Source organism: Jannaschia seohaensis (assembly GCF_900116765.1).
Taxonomy (GTDB): Bacteria; Pseudomonadota; Alphaproteobacteria; order Rhodobacterales; family Rhodobacteraceae; genus Jannaschia; species Jannaschia seohaensis.
In genome coordinates, this window is sequence record NZ_UETC01000004.1 from 24,507 (window position 1) to 40,991 (window position 16,485).

Annotated in this window: 19 protein-coding genes and 1 tRNA gene; 15 read left to right on the top strand and 5 right to left on the bottom strand. The window is 68.8% G+C overall.

All coding sequences use genetic code 11. The features are described 5' to 3' along the window. The first annotated feature begins 1 nt into the window (after position 1). Both DTQ71_RS10335 and DTQ71_RS10340 read left to right on the top strand, forming a co-directional pair. A complete protein-coding gene (locus tag DTQ71_RS10335; RefSeq protein WP_172500052.1) occupies positions 2–562 on the top strand; it encodes a F0F1 ATP synthase subunit B in 561 nt (186 codons plus the stop codon). A gap of 63 nt (positions 563–625) precedes the next feature. Continuing rightward, positions 626–1,417: an alpha/beta hydrolase gene (locus DTQ71_RS10340; RefSeq protein WP_245947418.1), complete on the top strand. Its 792-nt coding sequence runs from the start codon at positions 626–628 to the stop codon at positions 1,415–1,417. Position 1,418: 1 nt separating this feature from the next. Here DTQ71_RS10340 and DTQ71_RS10345 read toward each other — a convergent pair whose 3' ends face one another. Then, on the bottom strand, positions 1,419–2,519 hold the full coding sequence (locus DTQ71_RS10345) for a THUMP domain-containing class I SAM-dependent RNA methyltransferase (RefSeq protein ID WP_109564229.1): 1,101 nt from the start codon (positions 2,517–2,519) through the stop codon (positions 1,419–1,421). A gap of 96 nt (positions 2,520–2,615) precedes the next feature. Here DTQ71_RS10345 and DTQ71_RS10350 point away from each other — a divergent pair, with 96 nt between their 5' ends. Then, entirely contained in the window at positions 2,616–2,858 is a 243-nt protein-coding gene (locus DTQ71_RS10350) for a hypothetical protein (protein ID WP_109564230.1), read from the top strand. A gap of 100 nt (positions 2,859–2,958) precedes the next feature. Here the strand turns inward: DTQ71_RS10350 and DTQ71_RS10355 are convergent, their stop codons facing one another. Continuing rightward, positions 2,959–3,993 (bottom strand): ribose-phosphate pyrophosphokinase, encoded by a 1,035-nt coding sequence (locus DTQ71_RS10355; RefSeq protein WP_109564231.1) that lies wholly within the window; start codon positions 3,991–3,993, stop codon positions 2,959–2,961. Between the two features lie 140 nt (positions 3,994–4,133). Between DTQ71_RS10355 and DTQ71_RS10360 the strand changes: the two genes are divergently transcribed. The 4 genes from DTQ71_RS10360 (at position 4,134) to DTQ71_RS10375 (ending at position 7,126) form a co-directional block, all read left to right on the top strand. Next, on the top strand, positions 4,134–4,724 hold the full coding sequence (locus tag DTQ71_RS10360) for a 2-hydroxychromene-2-carboxylate isomerase (protein ID WP_109564232.1): 591 nt from the start codon (positions 4,134–4,136) through the stop codon (positions 4,722–4,724). Further along, positions 4,721–5,446, top strand: coding sequence for an alpha/beta fold hydrolase (locus tag DTQ71_RS10365; RefSeq protein WP_170125395.1), 726 nt, complete (start codon positions 4,721–4,723; stop codon positions 5,444–5,446). The genes DTQ71_RS10360 and DTQ71_RS10365 overlap by 4 nt, the downstream gene beginning before the upstream one ends. An 874-nt stretch (positions 5,447–6,320) precedes the next feature. Further along, on the top strand, positions 6,321–6,674 hold the full coding sequence (locus DTQ71_RS24255; RefSeq protein WP_245947420.1) for a hypothetical protein: 354 nt from the start codon (positions 6,321–6,323) through the stop codon (positions 6,672–6,674). Then, complete coding sequence (locus tag DTQ71_RS10375; RefSeq protein ID WP_109564233.1) at positions 6,671–7,126, top strand: MmcB family DNA repair protein; 456 nt, start codon at positions 6,671–6,673, stop codon at positions 7,124–7,126. Before DTQ71_RS24255 ends, DTQ71_RS10375 begins: the two co-directional genes overlap by 4 nt. Positions 7,127–7,531: 405 nt before the next feature. Here the strand turns inward: DTQ71_RS10375 and DTQ71_RS10380 are convergent, their stop codons facing one another. After that, complete coding sequence (locus tag DTQ71_RS10380) at positions 7,532–7,720, bottom strand: DUF6324 family protein (protein WP_109564234.1); 189 nt, start codon at positions 7,718–7,720, stop codon at positions 7,532–7,534. Between the two features lie 45 nt (positions 7,721–7,765). Here DTQ71_RS10380 and DTQ71_RS10385 point away from each other — a divergent pair, with 45 nt between their 5' ends. Then, the gene (locus DTQ71_RS10385) at positions 7,766–8,248 is read left to right on the top strand and encodes a GNAT family N-acetyltransferase (protein WP_109564235.1); all 483 of its coding nucleotides are present in this window, start codon (positions 7,766–7,768) and stop codon (positions 8,246–8,248) included. Positions 8,249–8,565: 317 nt separating this feature from the next. After that, positions 8,566–8,642 (top strand) — tRNA-His (locus DTQ71_RS10390). A gap of 6 nt (positions 8,643–8,648) precedes the next feature. Here DTQ71_RS10390 and DTQ71_RS10395 read toward each other — a convergent pair. Both DTQ71_RS10395 and DTQ71_RS10400 read right to left on the bottom strand, forming a co-directional pair. Continuing rightward, positions 8,649–9,968, bottom strand: coding sequence for an ABC1 kinase family protein (locus DTQ71_RS10395; RefSeq protein ID WP_109564236.1), 1,320 nt, complete (start codon positions 9,966–9,968; stop codon positions 8,649–8,651). 56 nt (positions 9,969–10,024) lie between these two features. Continuing rightward, on the bottom strand, positions 10,025–11,233 hold the full coding sequence (locus DTQ71_RS10400) for a MalY/PatB family protein (protein ID WP_109564237.1): 1,209 nt from the start codon (positions 11,231–11,233) through the stop codon (positions 10,025–10,027). A gap of 116 nt (positions 11,234–11,349) precedes the next feature. Here DTQ71_RS10400 and def (DTQ71_RS10405) point away from each other — a divergent pair, with 116 nt between their 5' ends. The 6 genes from def (DTQ71_RS10405) (at position 11,350) to fmt (ending at position 16,466) form a co-directional block, all read left to right on the top strand. Then, on the top strand, positions 11,350–11,868 hold the full coding sequence (gene def / locus DTQ71_RS10405) for a peptide deformylase (RefSeq protein WP_109564499.1): 519 nt from the start codon (positions 11,350–11,352) through the stop codon (positions 11,866–11,868). Beyond that, entirely contained in the window at positions 11,861–12,301 is a 441-nt protein-coding gene (locus DTQ71_RS10410) for a hypothetical protein (RefSeq protein ID WP_109564238.1), read from the top strand. The genes def (DTQ71_RS10405) and DTQ71_RS10410 overlap by 8 nt, the downstream gene beginning before the upstream one ends. 45 nt (positions 12,302–12,346) lie before the next feature. After that, a complete protein-coding gene (gene def / locus DTQ71_RS10415) occupies positions 12,347–12,787 on the top strand; it encodes a peptide deformylase (protein WP_109564500.1) in 441 nt (146 codons plus the stop codon). Positions 12,788–12,944: 157 nt separating this feature from the next. Beyond that, positions 12,945–14,813, top strand: coding sequence for a putative bifunctional diguanylate cyclase/phosphodiesterase (locus DTQ71_RS10420; protein WP_170125396.1), 1,869 nt, complete (start codon positions 12,945–12,947; stop codon positions 14,811–14,813). Between the two features lie 248 nt (positions 14,814–15,061). Continuing rightward, positions 15,062–15,553 (top strand): peptide deformylase, encoded by a 492-nt coding sequence (locus tag DTQ71_RS10425; protein ID WP_109564501.1) that lies wholly within the window; start codon positions 15,062–15,064, stop codon positions 15,551–15,553. Position 15,554: 1 nt separating this feature from the next. Further along, positions 15,555–16,466 (top strand): methionyl-tRNA formyltransferase, encoded by a 912-nt coding sequence (fmt, locus tag DTQ71_RS10430; protein WP_109564240.1) that lies wholly within the window; start codon positions 15,555–15,557, stop codon positions 16,464–16,466. The last annotated feature ends 19 nt before the right edge of the window (positions 16,467–16,485 follow it).

A 16,485-nucleotide genomic window follows, 5' to 3' on the forward strand; every position in this document is an offset into this window, starting at 1 on the left:
GATGATCCGCACGACCATTCCGCTGATCCTGCTCGCCAGCCCGGCCCTGGCGGCCTCGGGCGAGTATGGCTTCTTCTCGCTGCGCAATACCGACTTCGTCGTCTCGATCGGTTTCGTCATCTTCATCGGTATCCTGGTCTACTTCAAAGTGCCGGGCCTGCTGTTGGGGATGCTCGACTCCCGCGCCGAGGGCATCCAGAAGGATCTCGATGAGGCCCGTTCGCTGCGCGACGAAGCGACCGCGCTGTTGGCCGATTACGAGCGCAAGACCCGCGAGGCACGTGCTCAGGCCGACGAGATCGTCGCCACCGCCAAGGCGGAGGCCGAGGCCTCCAACGTCCAGGCGCGCAAAGATCTCGAAGCCTCGGTCGAGCGTCGTCTGGCGGCGGCCGCCGACCAGATCGAGAGCGCCCGCGCCGCTGCCGTCCGCGAAGTCCGCGACGAGGCGATCCGCGTCGCCACCGCTGTGGCGGCCGATATGCTGGCCAAGCAGACCTCGGCCTCGGACCGGGACGCGATGATCGACCGGTCGATCGAAGCTGTGCGCGAGCGGTTGCACTGACGACTTGGTTCGGTCTTAGAACGGGGCGCCTTCGGGCGCCCTTTTTCGTTTCGGGAGGAATGCATGGACGGTTGGGGACGGATGAACCGGGCGGCTTTGGACGATGCCTATCAGGTCCGGGCCTATATCCCTGGCGGCGACGACTACCCGGCGCGATGGGCCAAAGCGGCGGCGGCCTTTCGCGCCGCGCATCCGCCGGAGACGATCCCGGTCGGCCCCGCAGCGGTGGACCTGTTCCGGCCGGAGGGGGAGGCCGCCGGGCTCATGGTCTTCGTCCATGGCGGCTATTGGCATCTCTTCGGGCGTGAGGACTGGTCGCATTTCGCCGAGGGAGGTCTGGCCCAGGGATATGCGGTGGCGATGGTCGGCTATCCGCTCGCGCCCGGCGTTCGGATTGCCGAGATCACGGCCCATGTCGCCCGGGCCATCGACGCGGTGGCGGCTCTGGTGGAGGGGCCGATACACCTGACGGGGCATAGCGCCGGGGGCCATCTGGCGGCGCGGATGGTGATGGCCGATGCCGCGCCGTCTTGCCTGGACCGCATCGTGGCATGCGTGCCGATCAGTCCCGTCACCGACTTGCGTCCGCTTGTGGCCCTGTCGATGAACGCGGAGCTGCGGCTCGACACGGCGGAGGCCGTGGCCGAGAGCCCTTGCTTGGGGGCGCCTCTGCCGGGGCGGCGGATCGCGGTTCATGTCGGCGAAGCGGAGCGGCCGAGCTTTCACTGGCAGGCCAAGGCGCTGGCCACGGCGTGGGATGTCCCGCTGCGCATCGCCGCGGGCCGGCACCATTTCGACGTGATCGACGCGCTCCGGGATCCGGGATCGGCGCTGATGGCCGACATCCTGGGCTGAGCTAGAGCGGGCCGCTCCGATAGAGCCGGACGCGCAGACCGCCATGGGCGATCGGCGCGCTTTCGTCGAGATCAAGCCCGGTCGCGCGGGCGAGCGACGGCTCCGAGGTCACGAGTCCCAGCCGCCAGCCCGAAAACCGCTCGCGCAGCGCCGTGCCCAGCGCGCCGTAGAGGCCATAAAGCGGCTTCCGGTCGCCGATCCGCGTGCCGTAGGGCGGGTTGGCGATGACGAGGCCGGGGCCGCCCGGCGGCGGGGCGATTTCGCTGACGGTGCGTTTTTCGAAATGGCAGAGTTCCGCCACGCCGGCCCGCTCCGCATTCGCGCGCGCGGCGGCGAAGGCCCCCGCGTCCCGGTCCGAGCCGTAGAAGCCGAGATCCGGGCGAGGCGGCTGGGGCATGTCGCGCAGCGCGGCCCAGGCGGCCGCGTCGAATGTCGCGAGGCGCTCGAAGGCGAAGCGGCGGGCGCGGCCGGGGGCGAGCCCCGCAGCGATCTCGGCCGCCTCCAGCACGAAGGTCCCAGAGCCGCAGAACGGGTCGAGCACTGGCTCGGAGCCATCGAAGCCGCAGGCGCGCAGCAGAAGCGCGGCCATGGTCTCCCGCAAGGGTGCCTTGCCGACTGCCTGTTTTGCCCCGCGCTTGTGAAGCGGATCGCCTGAGGTGTCGACGGACAGGATGACGAGGTTGTCGTCGATCCGGGCGCGCACCGTCACCGGGTCGGGCCCCTCCAGCGGCGCGCCCAGCTCTTCGTGGATGGCGCGGGCGATCCGCTCCTCCGCGGCGCCTTTGTGGTAGATCTTCGACTTCCGGTTGGTCGCGACCTCGACCCGCACCGGCACATCGGGGCGCAGCACCTCGCGCCAGGGAAACTTGCGCGCACGCTTGTCGAGTTGTGCGAGGTGAAACGCGCGAAAGCTGCCGATCCGGGCGGAAACCCGCCCCGCCCCGCGAAGCTTCAGGTTGGCGCGCCAGACCTCGGGCCAGCCCCCCATGAGTACGACGCCGCCAGGGACGGGCCGCGCGCCCGAGAGGCCCGCCGCGCGCGCCTCCTCGGCCAGGATCGGCTCCAATCCGGGCGGGGCCATGAGGTGAATTTCAAAGCTCATCGCACTTGCCTAGACGATCGCGCGGAAAGGCGAAATGGCCTCTGGACTCGGGCGGTCCGCGCTCCATCTGCCGTCAGGAAACAACCGGAGTAGACTATGTTGGAACAGGCCCTGACCCAGACCCACCGCGCGCGGCTGGAGGCCGAAATCGAACGCGCGCGCCTCGCGGCCAAGGAGGCCACCGCGCATGCCCGCGAGACGGGCGCCAAGATGCCGCCGCGGGAAGAAGACGACGCCGAGATGCAACTCTATCACAAGGCCGGGCGCGCGGCGTTCTTCTTCTGCATCTGGTTCGCGATGGTGTCGCCGATCATCCTGTTCATCACCCTCTGGGACTGACCCGTCCACTCGCCCGATAGGGGAATACAACGAAGGCCCGGCGCGCGCGTCGCGCACCGGGCCTCTTGTGGGTCAGCTCTCTTGTCGGACGGCCGGTGTCTCAGCCGGTCTGATCCAGCGCGAGGCCGGGATAGAGCGGCTCGTAGATCGGCTCCAGCGTCGCGGTGTCGAAGAGCGACGAGACCGAGGTGCCGTTCCAGATGTTCAGGATCGCCTGGGTCAGCATCGGCGCCGAGGGGACAATGCGGATATTGGGGCAGTCCTGCACCGGCTGCGGCTGCTGGATCGAGTCCGTGATCACCAGGGATTTGAGCTGCGAATTGGTGATGCGGCCCACGGCGGGACCGGACAGCACGCCGTGGGTGATATAGGCGTGGACCTCGGTCGCGCCCGCATTCACCAGCACATCGGCCGCTTTGCAGAGCGTTCCGGCCGTGTCGCAGATGTCGTCGACGATAATCACCTTCTTGCCCGACACGTCCCCGATCACCGTCATCTCGGAGACCTCGCCCGCCTTTTCGCGGCGCTTATCGACGATGCTCAGCGGGGCGTTGATCCGCTTGGCCAGTTCCCGCGCGCGCGCCACGCCGCCCACATCCGGGGAGACGACCATGACGTCCTCCATCTGGCCGCGGAAATGGTGGCGGATGTCGAGTTCGAAGATCGGCGACGCGTAGAGGTTGTCCACCGGAATGTCGAAGAAGCCCTGGATCTGGGCCGCGTGCAGATCCATCGTCAGTATCCGTTCGACGCCGGAATTGGCGATCAGGTTGGCGACCAGCTTCGCGCTGATGGGCGAGCGCGATTTGGTCCGCCGGTCCTGACGGGCATAGCCGAAATAGGGGATCACAGCGGTGATGCGCCCGGCCGAGGACCGGCGCAGCGCATCGGCCATGATCAAGAGTTCCATCAGGTTGTCATTGGCCGGGTTCGAGGTGGGCTGGACGACGAACATGTCCTCCCCGCGCACGTTCTCGAACACCTCGACGAAGATCTCCCCGTCATTGAACCGCTCGACCCGCGCGTCGACCAGGCCCGTCTTCATACCGCGATGCAGGGTCATCCGCCGCGCGATCTGTGCCGCGAGCGCGGGGTTCGCATTACCGGACATGAGCTTGGGGTCAGTATTGGGCATCGGGCGGGCCTCGCGAATCGCAGCCAGAGCAGGGTGGGGCCGCCCTAGCACCGTGCGCCCTTCCGGCAAAGCGCCCCCGGCGCGATTGCCCCCGCTGCAGGGGCACGCTAGCGCTACCAAAAAGATACCGGGAGGGTCCGATGCGGATCGACTACTATTTTGCCACCATTTCCCCCTTCACCTATCTCGCGGGCACGCGGCTGGAGGAGGTCGCGGCCAAGCATGGGGCCGAGGTCGCCTACAAGCCGCTCAACCTCGCGGATCTGTTCCTGCGCACCGGCGGCACGCCGCTGCCCGAGCGGCACGAGAACCGCAAGGTCTGGCGCTTGCAGCAGTTGCGCCGCACGGCGGCCGCGCTCGGCATGCCGATCAATCTTCAGCCCGCCCATTGGCCGACCAATCCCGCGCCCTCCTCCTATGCGATCATTGCGGCGGCCAAGGATGGATCGGGGGATGTCGGCGCCCTGGTCGCGGGCCTCACCCGGGCGTGCTGGGCGGAGGAGCGGGACATCGCCCAGGACGACGTGATCGCCGACTGCCTGGAGGCGGCGGGCTTCGATCGTGCGCTGGTCAACAGGGGGATGATGGAAGGCGCCGAGACCTACGCCCGCAACCTGGAGGACGCGGTGGCGGCCGGTGCCTTCGGCGTGCCGTTCTACATCGTGGGCGACGAGCGGTTCTGGGGCCAGGACAGCATTGGCGAGCTCGACGCCTATCTCGCCACGCTGTGAGACCGCTTCTGGCGCTGCACTGCGCCCTGGCGTCGGGGGGCGCGTGGCGCCGGGTCTTCGCGGCCTTGCCGGAGGTGCGGGGCATCGCTCCGGACCTGCCCGGCCATGGGCAGGCGGCCGAAGCGCAAGGGCCGATGATGGACGCGGCCCTGGCGCGGGTCCATGCGGCGGCGCCCGAGGGGCCTCTGGACGTGGTCGGCCACAGCTACGGCGCCGTGGTCGCGCTCGCCCTGGCCGTGGAAGATCCGGCCCGCATTCGCAGCCTCACCCTGATCGAACCGGTCCTGTTCGCCGCCCATCCGGAAGCTCTTGCCTGGAGCCGGACCGCGATGGCGCCTTTCGCGGAGGCGCTGGCGCGGGGCGATCGCGCGACGGCCGCGGCGCATTTCAACGGGCTCTGGGGGATGGGCGACTGGGCCGCGCTTCCATCGCCGGTGCGGCGCTACATCACCGACCGCATCCACCTGATCGCGGCCACCCGAGACGAGTTGGAGCGCGACCGCCACGGTCTCTTGCCGCGTCTCTCTGCGGGGTTCGCGCCCTTGCTCGTCACCCGGCGCGATCCGCCTCTGCCCATTCTGCGCATCGCCGAAGGCCTGGCGGACCGAATGCCTGACGTGCGCCGGATCGAGATCGAGGCCGGGCAGGATCACATGCTCCCGATGAGCGCGCCGCAGGCCGTCGCGGGCATCCTTCAGGCGGAGATGGCCAGGGGGCGATGACGGTCGCCAGACCGGAAGAGCGGCTTGGCGGGCGGGTGACGATGAACCGCGGCAACCGTCGGGCATATCTTCCCGAGGACCTGTATATACAGGTGGGCGCCAGGTAGCATGACCAGGGCCATACCAGAGCCAGCTCCCTCGGATTTGCTTAAGGCCACCGGAATTATGCCGGGATGACGTGAAGCGCAGAAGCATCGTCACGCCAGGACATAGGCGCCAGCTGGGACCATGACAACCGCGCAGGCGCTGCCGACACTGCGGAACCCGCACGGCCGGGTGCGGCGTTTGGATGCAACCCTGAGCGCTCAGACGAAAGGAGCCCCGCGAGGACTCCGGTCGCTACGACCGACGGCCCCGGAACCGCGCGCTAGCAGAGCAAAGGGCAGGCGAGCGGGCCGCGCGTCATCGGATGGCCATGCCGGGCCATCTCTGCCCCTTTGGCCTGAAATCCCAGTCGATGTTCAGACGCCAGGGGCTATGACATCGGCGACACCCTGCTGACCTGCCGCGCGGAGGCCGACGCCTTCAAGCGGCCCAGGGGGGCGAGACGATGACCCACGACCCTCATCGATGGGGTGCGGATCGGCGGCTACCCCGACTTGAAGACGCATCTCCGCGACCGCGTGCTGGGCGAGGGCGAGACGACCGACCTCCCCGTGATCGCGATCTTGTGCGCCACCGCGCTGAGGGCCGCGGCGATCGTGCTGAACCTCAGAGAGCTTTCCGATCCTCCCATGGGTCAAGTGGTTCCTCGCCACCTCGATGGTCGCCCGCGCCATCCAGAAGCTCCAGGACGTGGGGGGCTTCGGGAACGGCTTCCTCGGCTACGACCTGCTAGCGTGGCGCAACGGGGCCCTATGGCTATGCCTATCCGTTGCTCGAACTCTATGGCGACATCGGTATGATGGCCCTGATCGGGACCGGCAGCGCGCTGATTTGGCTGGTCGCACCGGTCGGCGTCTTCATCGGCACCATCGGCGACGTCTCAGTCATCAATGCGGTCTATGTCGACAAGCGGGGGCTGACCGACGCCAGTGTCGGCGGCGGCTCAAACCTGCCGCTGGGGGCGATCTCGCTCAGCGAGAACCTCGCCATGCTGGCGCTTGGCCGTGGATGCCGGGGATCGCGATCGCGGGCTGAGCCAAGCCTGCGGCGGCGTGACTCATGTCTTCTCAGGCGGTTTCGGGCTGGACGCACGTTCGCGCTCCGTTCACACTCGGGCCCATGACACCCGACACCTGCGCCCCCGGCCTCCAACCCGGCCAGCTTCTGGCCCGCGGCGTCGCCCGCCATCTTCGCGCGCATGATTTCACCTGCCTGGAGGAGTTCTCGCCCGAACGCGGCCGCCGTCTCGATGTCATGGCGCTCGGCCCCAAGGGCGAGTTCTGGATCGTCGAGTGTAAGTCGTCCCGCGCGGACTTCACGTCCGACTGCAAATGGGAGGGCTATCTCGACTGGGGGGACCGTTTCTTCTGGGCCGTCGACACCGACTTTCCCACCGGGATCCTGCCGCCCGAGACCGGGTTGATCCTGGCGGACGGGTTCGGCGCGGAAGTGGTGCGGATGCCCGAGGCCACGCCGCTCGCCGCCGCCCGCCGCAAGGCGCTCACCCTGCGCTTCGCGCGCTGCGCGGCGCTGCGGCTGCATGCCAGCCGCGATCCGGGGTTGGGCCTGCCCTGACGACCGCCCGCTCGGTGACGCCGGGCCCCCGTCGGTAGAGAACGCGGCCATGGCCGTTTCGCCGACCCGGTAGCCCCAGCATTTCGCGTCCAGAATCGCCCCGCAGCGCGCCGCCGAGCGGCGTGCTGTGGGTCATCTGCGCGCGCCTCTCAGGCAGCCGAGCCGAAAGCCCCAGCGACGCGAGCCCCTCCCGCGCTACGATGGCGGCGTTGTAGGCGGGCAGGGCGGCCCTGCCTCGGGGCGCAGCAGTGCGCGCAACCCACGCCCATGATCCGGCAGCGGGCGCGCCCCTATCCCTCGCTCCCCGTCACGCCGACCGGAGTGCGGTGCAGGCGGACTTGCTCCCGCGCCACCCGCGCCAATCGCGAGGGGCACCCGCGCGTCGCCCCGGGGCCGAGCGCGTCGCTATCTTTTGGTCTTGCGGGCCATGGCGGCGGCAGCGCGCAGCTCTTCCGCGATTTCGAGCGCTTCGTCGGGCTCGAAATCCATCGGGATCTCGATCCCGTCGCCCTCGACATACAAGCGCACCATCCCCGCATCGGTCGGCCCGATCTGGAGATTGGCGGAGATGTCGCTTTCGTCATTGATGCCCATACCGCGTGACTAGACGCGGGCGCGGCGCCGTGCAAGCCAGGGCGTATGGATGACATCACCTTCCGTGACCTTGCGCCGGGCGATCCCGGATGGGTGCTTCAGCGCCACGGCGAACTCTACTGGCAGGACGAAGGCTATGATCAGCGCTTCGAGGCGCTGGTGGCGCGCATCCTGGCCGACTTCATCGAAACCCGCGGCCCGCAGGAGCGGGCCTGGATCGCAGTCGATCGCGAGGGCCGGCGCCAGGGCTGTGTGTTCTGCGCGCGGGACTCGGAGACGGACGCGCGTCTGCGGATGTTCCTTGTCGAGCCGGCGCGGCGGGGCACGGGGCTGGCGCAGGCGCTGCTGGAGGCGGTCATCGCCCACGCCCGCGCAACCGGCGCCTCCCGCCTCGTCCTCTGGACCCATGAGAGCCACCGCGCGGCGGGCCGCCTCTATGCCCGCAGCGGCTTCGAATTGCTCGACGAGACCCCGGTCGATGCCTTCGGCCAGTCCACGATTGAACAAAACTGGATGTTGCCGCTCTGACCCTTGCGGCCGGGGGACGCCCCCCGGACCCCCGGCGGCACGGGCGCGCGACGCTCCCATCGGCGCGCCTGCGGCATTTGTCGTGTCGTGAGTATTTGGAAACCCGTGATGAGCACGGACACCACGCGTGCGGTATGCCTGCCCGCGGTCTTTCTTCCCTGCTCAAATATCCCCGCCGGAGGCGCACAGTCCCGCCAGGCGTTCCCGCCTGCTGAGGATCTTTGCATCTCGAAGCATGCCGTCGCCGCTATGTCTGCTTCCCCGCCTAACATCGGGCTCTTGCACCCCAGGGCTGGCTTCGGTATGCGCGGCCCTGTGCCGGCGTAGCTCAGTTGGTTAGAGCGCCTGATTGTGGATCAGGAGGTCCCCCGTTCGAGCCGGGGCGCTGGTACCATCCCCCTCATATATGTGGCCGCAGCAGGCCTGCGACGTCGACGCGGGCGCGCAGCTTGGCACAGATCAGGAAGAGCCCAGCGATCTTGCGTTGCAGGAACAGCGCGTCGATCGGCAGGGGCGGGGGGACGAATCCGTTTTCGCCCAGTGCCATGCCCTCGGCCTGGAGGCGGCGGGACAGCGCCGGATCGCCGAAATCGTAGAGGCCGGATCGCAACGGGGCGAAGACCATCTCCATCATCGACAGGATTCGGGCCGCATGGTCGGCGGTGACGGTCTCGTCCAGAAACCCGATCGCTTGCGCCGCCTCCCGGACCGCGTCCGCATCCCCCGAGAGACCCGCGCGCATCAGATCCCGGTACTGCGCCACGGTCGTCTCACTGAGCGCCCGCGTGGCGCCGAAATCGAGCAGGACGATCCGCGACCGCTCCGGATCGTAGCGGTAATTCGCGAGATTGGGGTCGGTCTGCATCAGCGCGAAGTCGAAGAGTTCGCGGAAGAGCAAATCCAGAAGCGCGGTCGCCACGGCATCCCGCTCGGCCTGGGGGGCGGTCTCCAGCGTCTCCAGCGGGCGGCTGTCCAGGTAGGACATGGCCAGGATGCGCGGCGTGGTCCAGTTGTCATGGCGCTGCGGGACGGCAAAGCGGTCATCGCCGGACAGGAGTTCGGCGAAGCGGGCCATATGGGCGCCCTCGGCCTCGTAATCCGTCTCGGCGTGCAGTTGCAGCCGCGCTTCCTCGACATAGGGAACCAGATCGAATCCCGCCGGGATCAGGCCAGACATGCGCACCAGAGCCGCGACATTGGCCACGTCGCTGTCGATGCTGCCCGCCACGCCCGGATACTGGACCTTCACCGCGACATCCCGCCCGTCCTTGAGCTGCGCGCGGTGGACCTGCCCGATGGAGGCGGCGGCGATCGGTCGGACGTCGAATCGGGCGAAGTGGCGCAGCCAGTCTCGGGGCCACTCGGCGGCGAGCACCTTCTTCAACTGCGCGGGGGGCATGAAATCGGCTTCGGCGCGCAGGCGGGCCATGATCTCGGAGAGCTCGGGCGGGAGCATCTCGCCCGTGTCCATCGACAAAAGCTGCCCCATCTTCATGGCCGCGCCGCGCATCCGGGCCAGTTCGTCGGCGACGCGGCGCAGATTGCCGGGTGTCAGCAGCAGATCGCGCCGGGCGGGACGGCGACCGCGCAGCAGCTCGCCCGCGCCGCCCGCCGCCATGGAGCCGGCGACGCCCAGGGTCATGCGGCCCAGCCGCCCCATTCGCGTGAAGCGGCCGGAAGGAACGGCCACGGGGCGGCCGAAATCGGGTCTGTCGGTCATCGCGTGCTCCGCCTTGGGGGACGGGGCGGAGGTAGGGCGCGGGGCGCGGGTGGCGACTATTGCAGGTCGCCGAACGCCTTTTGCAGGCGTTCCACCGCCTCCACGATCCGGCTGCGCGCCATGCCGAGGTTGAAGCGCAGGAAGTTGTCGCCGCCGCTGCCGAAGCTGGTGCCGTGATTGGTGGCGATGCGGGCATCGTGCTCCACCCGCGCGGTGAACTCTTCCCGCGTCATGCCGGTGCCCGAGAAATCGACCCAGGAGAGATAGGTCGCCTCCAGCGGCACCGAGGTCACGCCGGGAATGGCGGCGATGCCCTCGTCGAAGATCCGGCGATTGCCGTCGATATAGGCGACCAGATCGTCGACCCAGGCCGCGCCTTCCGGCGAATAGGCGGCGCGCACCATCTCCAGACCGAAGCTGTTGGGCGAGATGCCGAGCCCCGCCATACGGGCCGCGAAGGCGGCGCGCAGGCTCTCGTCCTCGATCACCACGTTGCCGATATGGCTGCCCGGGATGTTGAAGGTCTTGTTGGTCGAGGTCATCGACACCAGCCGGTCGCGGACGCCCTCGATGGAGGACATCGGCAGGAAGCGGTTGCCGGGGAAGACGATGTCGCGGTGGATCTCGTCCGAGACTAGGATCAGGTCGTGGCGCTTGGCGAAGGCGGCGAAGCCGGCCAGTTCCTCGGCGGTCCAGACGCGGCCATTGGGATTGTGGGGCGAGCAGAGGATCATCAGCTTGGCGCCGCTGCCCTCCATCTGCGCGTCCCAGGCGTCGAAGTCACAGCTATAGCGGGTGCCGTCATAGGCGAGATCGCATTCGATCACGCGGCGCCCGGCCGCTTTGATGACGCGGGCGAAGGCGTGATAGACAGGCGTGAATAGGACGACGCCATCGCCCGGCTCGGTCCAGGTATCGACGCAGATGCCCGTGCCGTTGACCAGCCCGTGGGTCGAGAAGATCGCTTCGCGGCTGACCTCCTCGCCGTGGCGTTCCTTGCCCCACCAGCGGATCGCGTCGCGATAGGCGGTGTCGTCGCCCGAATAGCCGAAGATGCCATGATCCAGCATCGCGCGCAGCGCGTCGGTGACGCAGGCGGGCGGGCGGAAGTCCATGTCCGCCACCCACATCGCCAGTCCGTCCTCGGCCGGGACGCCATAGACGGCCTCCATGCGGTCCCACTTCACGCAATTCGTGCCGCGGCGGTCGATGATCTGATCGAAGCGGGGGTCGGCAGTCTTGTCGAAACGCGGGGCGGCGGTCATGCGGGTCTCCTGGTGGTGGACGCGCCGGATGTGGCACCACCTCCCCCGGAGGGCAAGACGCGCCGATGCACGGTGCGGTTGCGCGGCCGCGCGCGCGCGCTTATCTCGCGCTCATCATGAAGCGCCCGATCCTCATCCATCCCGACCCGCGTCTCAAAAAGGTGGCGAAGCCGGTCTCCGACATCTCCGACGAGCTGCGGGGGCTGGCCGACGACATGCTCGAGACGATGTACGACGCGCCGGGCATCGGGCTGGCCGCGCCGCAGATCGGGGTCGATGCCCGGCTGATCGTGCTCGATTGCGTCAAGGAGGAGGGGGCGGCGCCGCGCCCGCTCGCCATGTTCAACCCCGAGATCGTCGCCGCCTCGGACGAGACCAGCACCTATGAAGAGGGCTGTTTGTCGATCCCGGAGCAGTTCGCCGAGGTGACGCGCCCCGCCGAAGTCACGGTGCGCTGGATCGATGCCGACGGCAACGAGGTGTCGGAGGATATGAATGGGCTCTGGGCGACCTGCGTGCAGCACGAGATCGACCATTTGGACGGCAAGCTCTTCATCGACTACCTCAAGCCGCTCAAGCGCCAGCTGATTACCCGCAAGATGATGAAGCTGAAGCGCGAGCGGGCCCGTGGCTGAGGTCTATGCGCCGCGCCTGACAGCGCGGCTGCCCGACCGCGAGGCGTTCGGCATCCCGATCAAGATGCACTGGATCGATCTGCAAGGGCAGGCGGCGCCGCCCGGTGCCTTGCTCGCGTCCGCTTGGGCCTGCGTCGCGGAGGTTCTCCCGGCCGCCATGGCCGAAGAGGGCGGCAGCGAGGGGGCCGCCTTTTGCGTGCTGCATCGCGGGGCCGAAGGCGTGTGGCTGCTGATGGATTGGTGGGCGCATGGGGATATCCTGTGCCAGCGATTGGCCCGTGCTGACATGGATGCGGATCCGTTCGAGCTTCTGACGGACCGGCCGCTCCTGGCCTGCGTCTGGGAACTGGAGGTCATCGCGCGGGAGCGGGCTGCCTGGATCGCGCACATGATGGGCCCGGTCCCGAACCGCAGCGCCTGGCTCCGGGCCTGAGCGTCGCCGCTTGCGGGGGCGGCGGCGATGGGCCAGCTTGGGGTCATGCTCGAAATCCTCCGCCATCCCGACCCTGTCCTGCGCCTGCGCTGCACCCCCGTGACCGGAGATCCGACCGCGCTGGCGCGCGACATGCTGGTCGCGATGTATGCCGCGCCGGGCCGGGGTCTGGCCGCGCCGCAGATCGGCGTGGCCGAGCGTCTCTTCGTGATGGATGCGAGTTGGAAGGACGGGCTGCCGGATCCGCGGGTCTTCGTGAACCCCGAGATCGTCGCGTCGGAGGGTCGGCAGGTGAGCGAGGAGGCCTGCCTCTCGATCCCCGGTCAGGCACGGCGCGTGGCGCGGGCCGAGATCGTGACGCTGGCCTTCGACGGACCCTCCGGGCGGCGGCGCGAGGTCTTCCAGGGCTTTGCCGCGGCCTGCGTGCAGCATGAGATGGACCATCTCGACGGCATTCTGATCCTGGATCACGATCCCGTGGCCTGAATTGCGGTGGCTTGGCGGCATTTGTCGGGCGAAAACCGGAACGAATTAGGACTTCGTTATCGATTGGCTCGCTAGCCAGGGGCGGCAAGGATCGAACGGATGCGAGATGGCGCCGAGATGGCAGGCTTTCACGTTCCCGGATGCACGGGGGGTCGCCATGCTCGCGCTGGTCGCCCTCTTTGTGTTCACAGCCGATTTGCTGATCCAGCGTGCGGTCTCGGCCGCCATTGCCCGCGATTCGGTGCGCGAGGTGGCGCATTTGGCAGACCTCCTGTCAGAGCAGCCTGGGCTGACGGACGCTTGGCTGTGGCAGGGCCCCTTGCCGGCGGAGCTGCCGCCATCGGAAGCGCCCCATTTTCCGGCGATCGAGATCCATGGCTTCGATGTGGACGGCCATCCGGTCAGTCCCGGCACCACGGAATTCGGGCGCGTGGACCCTTCCACGCTCTCTGCTGTTGCGACCGGTGACGCGCCGGTGGTGACCCTTGTCGAGCGGCCTCCGGGGATGAGCCCGCAGGCCGTCGCCTACCTCCCCCAGCGCGACCGGGCAGGCAGCCTGACCGGCATCGTTGGCCTCGTCGCGACCCAGGCGGCGGGGCATGACGCGCTTCTGCGGACCGTCAGGATCCTTGGGATCGGTCTTGCCACGCTCTGCGCGTCGCTGCTGCTGGTCGTCGCCTTTCATTTGCAGTGGCTGGCGCCAAGGCAGCACCGGCAGGCCTCGGGAAAGACCGATGCATTAACAAATGTCTTCAACAGGTTGGCCTTGCATGAGGCGCTCGAGGCGGCGCTCGACCCCAAAGGCGCTGGGCCGCCGACGGTCGGCCTCCTTTCGGTCGACATCGACCGTCTGCACGTGCTCAACGACGCAGCCGGAACCCAGGCGGGCGACGACTATCTCCGCGCCGTGGCTGGCTGTCTGACGGCGCGGCTTCGTGCCGGCGACACGGTGGGACGCGTGGCCGGAGACCGCTTCGTCGCTGTCGTGCCCGGGGCAACGACCACCGGGCTCGCGGCCCTGGCCGCAGGGTTGCAGGCCGCCATGCGGCGGGACATGCCGGGCGTCGCTGGCCCTGCAGCGGCAACGGTCAGCATCGGCCATTACGTCGCGAGGGTGGGCCAAAGCGCGCCGGAGGCGCTGCGTCGTGCGACCCTGGCCTTGCGCCAAGCCAAGGCACAGGGACGCGGAGGCGTCGCGGCCCATCGGCCGTCACTCGACGCGCAGGATCGCCGCCGGCAGGCGGTCGAGCGCGCCCTGCACGGCGCATGGGAGAGCGGGCGGATGGAACTCTATTTCCAACCGATCGTCGCCGCCGCCGATGCGCGGGTGGTGGGCTTCGAGGCGCTCTTGCGGATGCGCGACGAAAACGGCGCGCCGATCTCTCCGACGGAGTTCATTCCCGCGGCGGAACGCTCGGGCCAGATCCACGATATCGGCATGGAAGCCCTGGTTCGGGCGATCCGGATCGCGACCGACTGGCCCGCGGATCGGTTCGTTTCCGTCAATCTGTCGCCCGCGCAGTTCCGACGGTCCGACTTGGTCGAGCGGGTCGCGGCCTGTCTCGAAAGCACGGGCTTCCCCCCATCCCGGCTGGAATTGGAGGTGACTGAAAGCCTGCTGATCGGCGACGAGGAACGGGTGACCGATCATCTCGTCGGCCTCAAGGCGCTGGGTCTGTCGCTGGCGCTGGACGACTTCGGGACCGGCTATTCGAGCCTCAGCTATCTGTTCCGCTTCAGCTTCGACAAGCTCAAGATCGATCGGGTCTTCCTGGAGGGCTACAGTTTCGAGAGCCCGAAACATGCCGAGATCATCGAGATCATCGGGCTGCTGGGCCGGAAGCTTGGCATGACCGTGGTGGCCGAGGGCGTCGAGACGGAGGCGCAGCGCGAGATGCTGGCGCGGCTGGATTGCGATCAGATGCAGGGCTTCCTGTTCGGCAAGCCGGTGTCGGCCGCCGAGGCTTTGCGGATGATGGTCCAGGCGCCGCGCCCATACCCGCCGGTCCGCGTGCGTGCGGTGTGACAACGCCTGCGCCCGATAGGCGCGCCGTTGAGCCGTTGCCCCAGGCTGGTCTCCGTCCAGGGCCGGACGGTCTCGATGGCCTCGGTCTTGGAGCGTCAAGCTGCCGTGCCGGAGGGTCTCCGGCCGCCCTGGGCCGACCTTTGGGAGATGACGTTGGGGCAGGGCGCGCGCCGGGTCCGAAAAACGGGGATCGACGGATGGATCGCACCGTCTGGACCCGGGCGCGCGCTTGGCCCAAAAGCGCCGCCATGGCTCATCGTCCCTTCCTCTTCTGGCCCGACCCGCGCCTGACCCGTCCTTCGGAGCCGGTCGATGCCGTCACCGACGAAACCCGAGCGATCTGGGCCGAGATGGTCGACGCCATGCGCGCTATGCCGGGCGTGGGCCTCGCGGCGCCGCAACTGGGCATCCCGCTGCGGCTCGCGATCGTCGATGACGGGACCGGGGTGACCTATCTCGCCAATCCGCGCATCCTGCACGCGTCCACGATCTTGCGCGAACATGAGGAGGCCTCGCCCAACCTGCCCGGCGTCTCGGCCAAGCTGAAGCGGCCGCGTGCCGTGACGGTGGCCTATCTCGATGAGACTGGCGCCGCGCGTGAGGAGGAGTTCGTTCTGCTGCGGGCGACCTCGGTGCAGCACCAGATCGACCATCTCGACGGCAAGCTCTACATCCACCGCTTGTCCAAGACGCGGCGCGACATGATCCTGAAGAAATACGAGAAATTGCGGAGGACGTGAGATGCGCGTGATCTTCATGGGAACGCCGGATTTCTCCGTCCCGATCCTGGAGGCCATCGCCGCCGAGCACGAGCTCGTCGCCGTCTACACCCAGCCGCCGCGCCCGGCGGGCCGGGGCAAGAAGACGCGGCCCTCGCCGGTCCAGGCCCGCGCCGAAGCGTTGGGGCTGGAGGTGCGGCATCCCGTTTCGCTCCGCGATGCGGAGGTGCAGGCGGCCTTTGCGGCGCTCGATGCCGAGGTTGCGGTCGTCGTTGCCTACGGGCTTATCCTGCCGCAGGCGGTGCTGGACGCGCCCGCGCGCGGCTGTCTGAACGTGCATGCGTCGCTTCTGCCGCGCTGGCGGGGCGCGGCGCCGATCCACCGGGCGGTGATGGCGGGAGACACGCGCACGGGCGTATGCCTGATGCAGATGGAGGCGGGGCTCGATACCGGGCCGGTCCTGATGCGGGAGGCGACCGATATCGGGCCGACCGATACGACGGGCGATCTGCATGACCGACTGTCGCAGATGGGCGCGCGGATGGTGGCCCAGGCGCTGCCCGCGCTCGACGCGCTGTCCCCGGTGGCGCAGCCGGAGGAGGGCGTGACCTATGCCGACAAGATCGACAAGACCGAGGCGGCGCTGAACTGGGACAACGCCGCGGACATCGTGGCGCGGCAGATCAACGGGTTGTCGCCCTTTCCCGGCGCCCATGTCCAGCATGGCGGCGCGCGGCTGAAGCTGTTGCGCGCGCAGGCCGTCGCGGGCGAGGGAATGCCGGGCACCTTGCTTGCGCTCGATCCGCCGACCGTGGCCGCGGGGCAGGGGGCCGTCGCCCTTCTGGAGGTGCAGCCGGCCGGGCGCGGGCCGATGGAGGCCGGCGCCTGGATCAACGGCGCGCGGCTGGCCCTGGGCGACCGACTGAGCGACTAGCCGCCTTTACCGCGCGGGG

What these genes read in the sequence shown, in the direction of transcription:
- DTQ71_RS10375 (WP_109564233.1), top strand. Translation starts at nt 6,671, where the DNA reads ATGACACCCGACACCTGCGCCCCCGGCCTCCAACCCGGCCAGCTTCTG.
- DTQ71_RS10385 (WP_109564235.1), top strand. Translation starts at nt 7,766, where the DNA reads ATGGATGACATCACCTTCCGTGACCTTGCGCCGGGCGATCCCGGATGG.
- DTQ71_RS10345 (WP_109564229.1), bottom strand. Translation starts at nt 2,519, where the DNA reads ATGAGCTTTGAAATTCACCTCATGGCCCCGCCCGGATTGGAGCCGATC.
- DTQ71_RS10420 (WP_170125396.1), top strand. Translation starts at nt 12,945, where the DNA reads ATGCTCGCGCTGGTCGCCCTCTTTGTGTTCACAGCCGATTTGCTGATC.
- DTQ71_RS10380 (WP_109564234.1), bottom strand. Translation starts at nt 7,720, where the DNA reads ATGGGCATCAATGACGAAAGCGACATCTCCGCCAATCTCCAGATCGGG.
- def (WP_109564499.1), top strand. Translation starts at nt 11,350, where the DNA reads ATGAAGCGCCCGATCCTCATCCATCCCGACCCGCGTCTCAAAAAGGTG.
- fmt (WP_109564240.1), top strand. Translation starts at nt 15,555, where the DNA reads ATGCGCGTGATCTTCATGGGAACGCCGGATTTCTCCGTCCCGATCCTG.
- DTQ71_RS10350 (WP_109564230.1), top strand. Translation starts at nt 2,616, where the DNA reads ATGTTGGAACAGGCCCTGACCCAGACCCACCGCGCGCGGCTGGAGGCC.
- DTQ71_RS10395 (WP_109564236.1), bottom strand. Translation starts at nt 9,968, where the DNA reads ATGACCGACAGACCCGATTTCGGCCGCCCCGTGGCCGTTCCTTCCGGC.
- DTQ71_RS10360 (WP_109564232.1), top strand. Translation starts at nt 4,134, where the DNA reads ATGCGGATCGACTACTATTTTGCCACCATTTCCCCCTTCACCTATCTC.
- DTQ71_RS10355 (WP_109564231.1), bottom strand. Translation starts at nt 3,993, where the DNA reads ATGCCCAATACTGACCCCAAGCTCATGTCCGGTAATGCGAACCCCGCG.
- DTQ71_RS10340 (WP_245947418.1), top strand. Translation starts at nt 626, where the DNA reads ATGGACGGTTGGGGACGGATGAACCGGGCGGCTTTGGACGATGCCTAT.
- DTQ71_RS10400 (WP_109564237.1), bottom strand. Translation starts at nt 11,233, where the DNA reads ATGACCGCCGCCCCGCGTTTCGACAAGACTGCCGACCCCCGCTTCGAT.
- DTQ71_RS10335 (WP_172500052.1), top strand. Translation starts at nt 2, where the DNA reads ATGATCCGCACGACCATTCCGCTGATCCTGCTCGCCAGCCCGGCCCTG.
- DTQ71_RS10425 (WP_109564501.1), top strand. Translation starts at nt 15,062, where the DNA reads ATGGCTCATCGTCCCTTCCTCTTCTGGCCCGACCCGCGCCTGACCCGT.
- def (WP_109564500.1), top strand. Translation starts at nt 12,347, where the DNA reads ATGCTCGAAATCCTCCGCCATCCCGACCCTGTCCTGCGCCTGCGCTGC.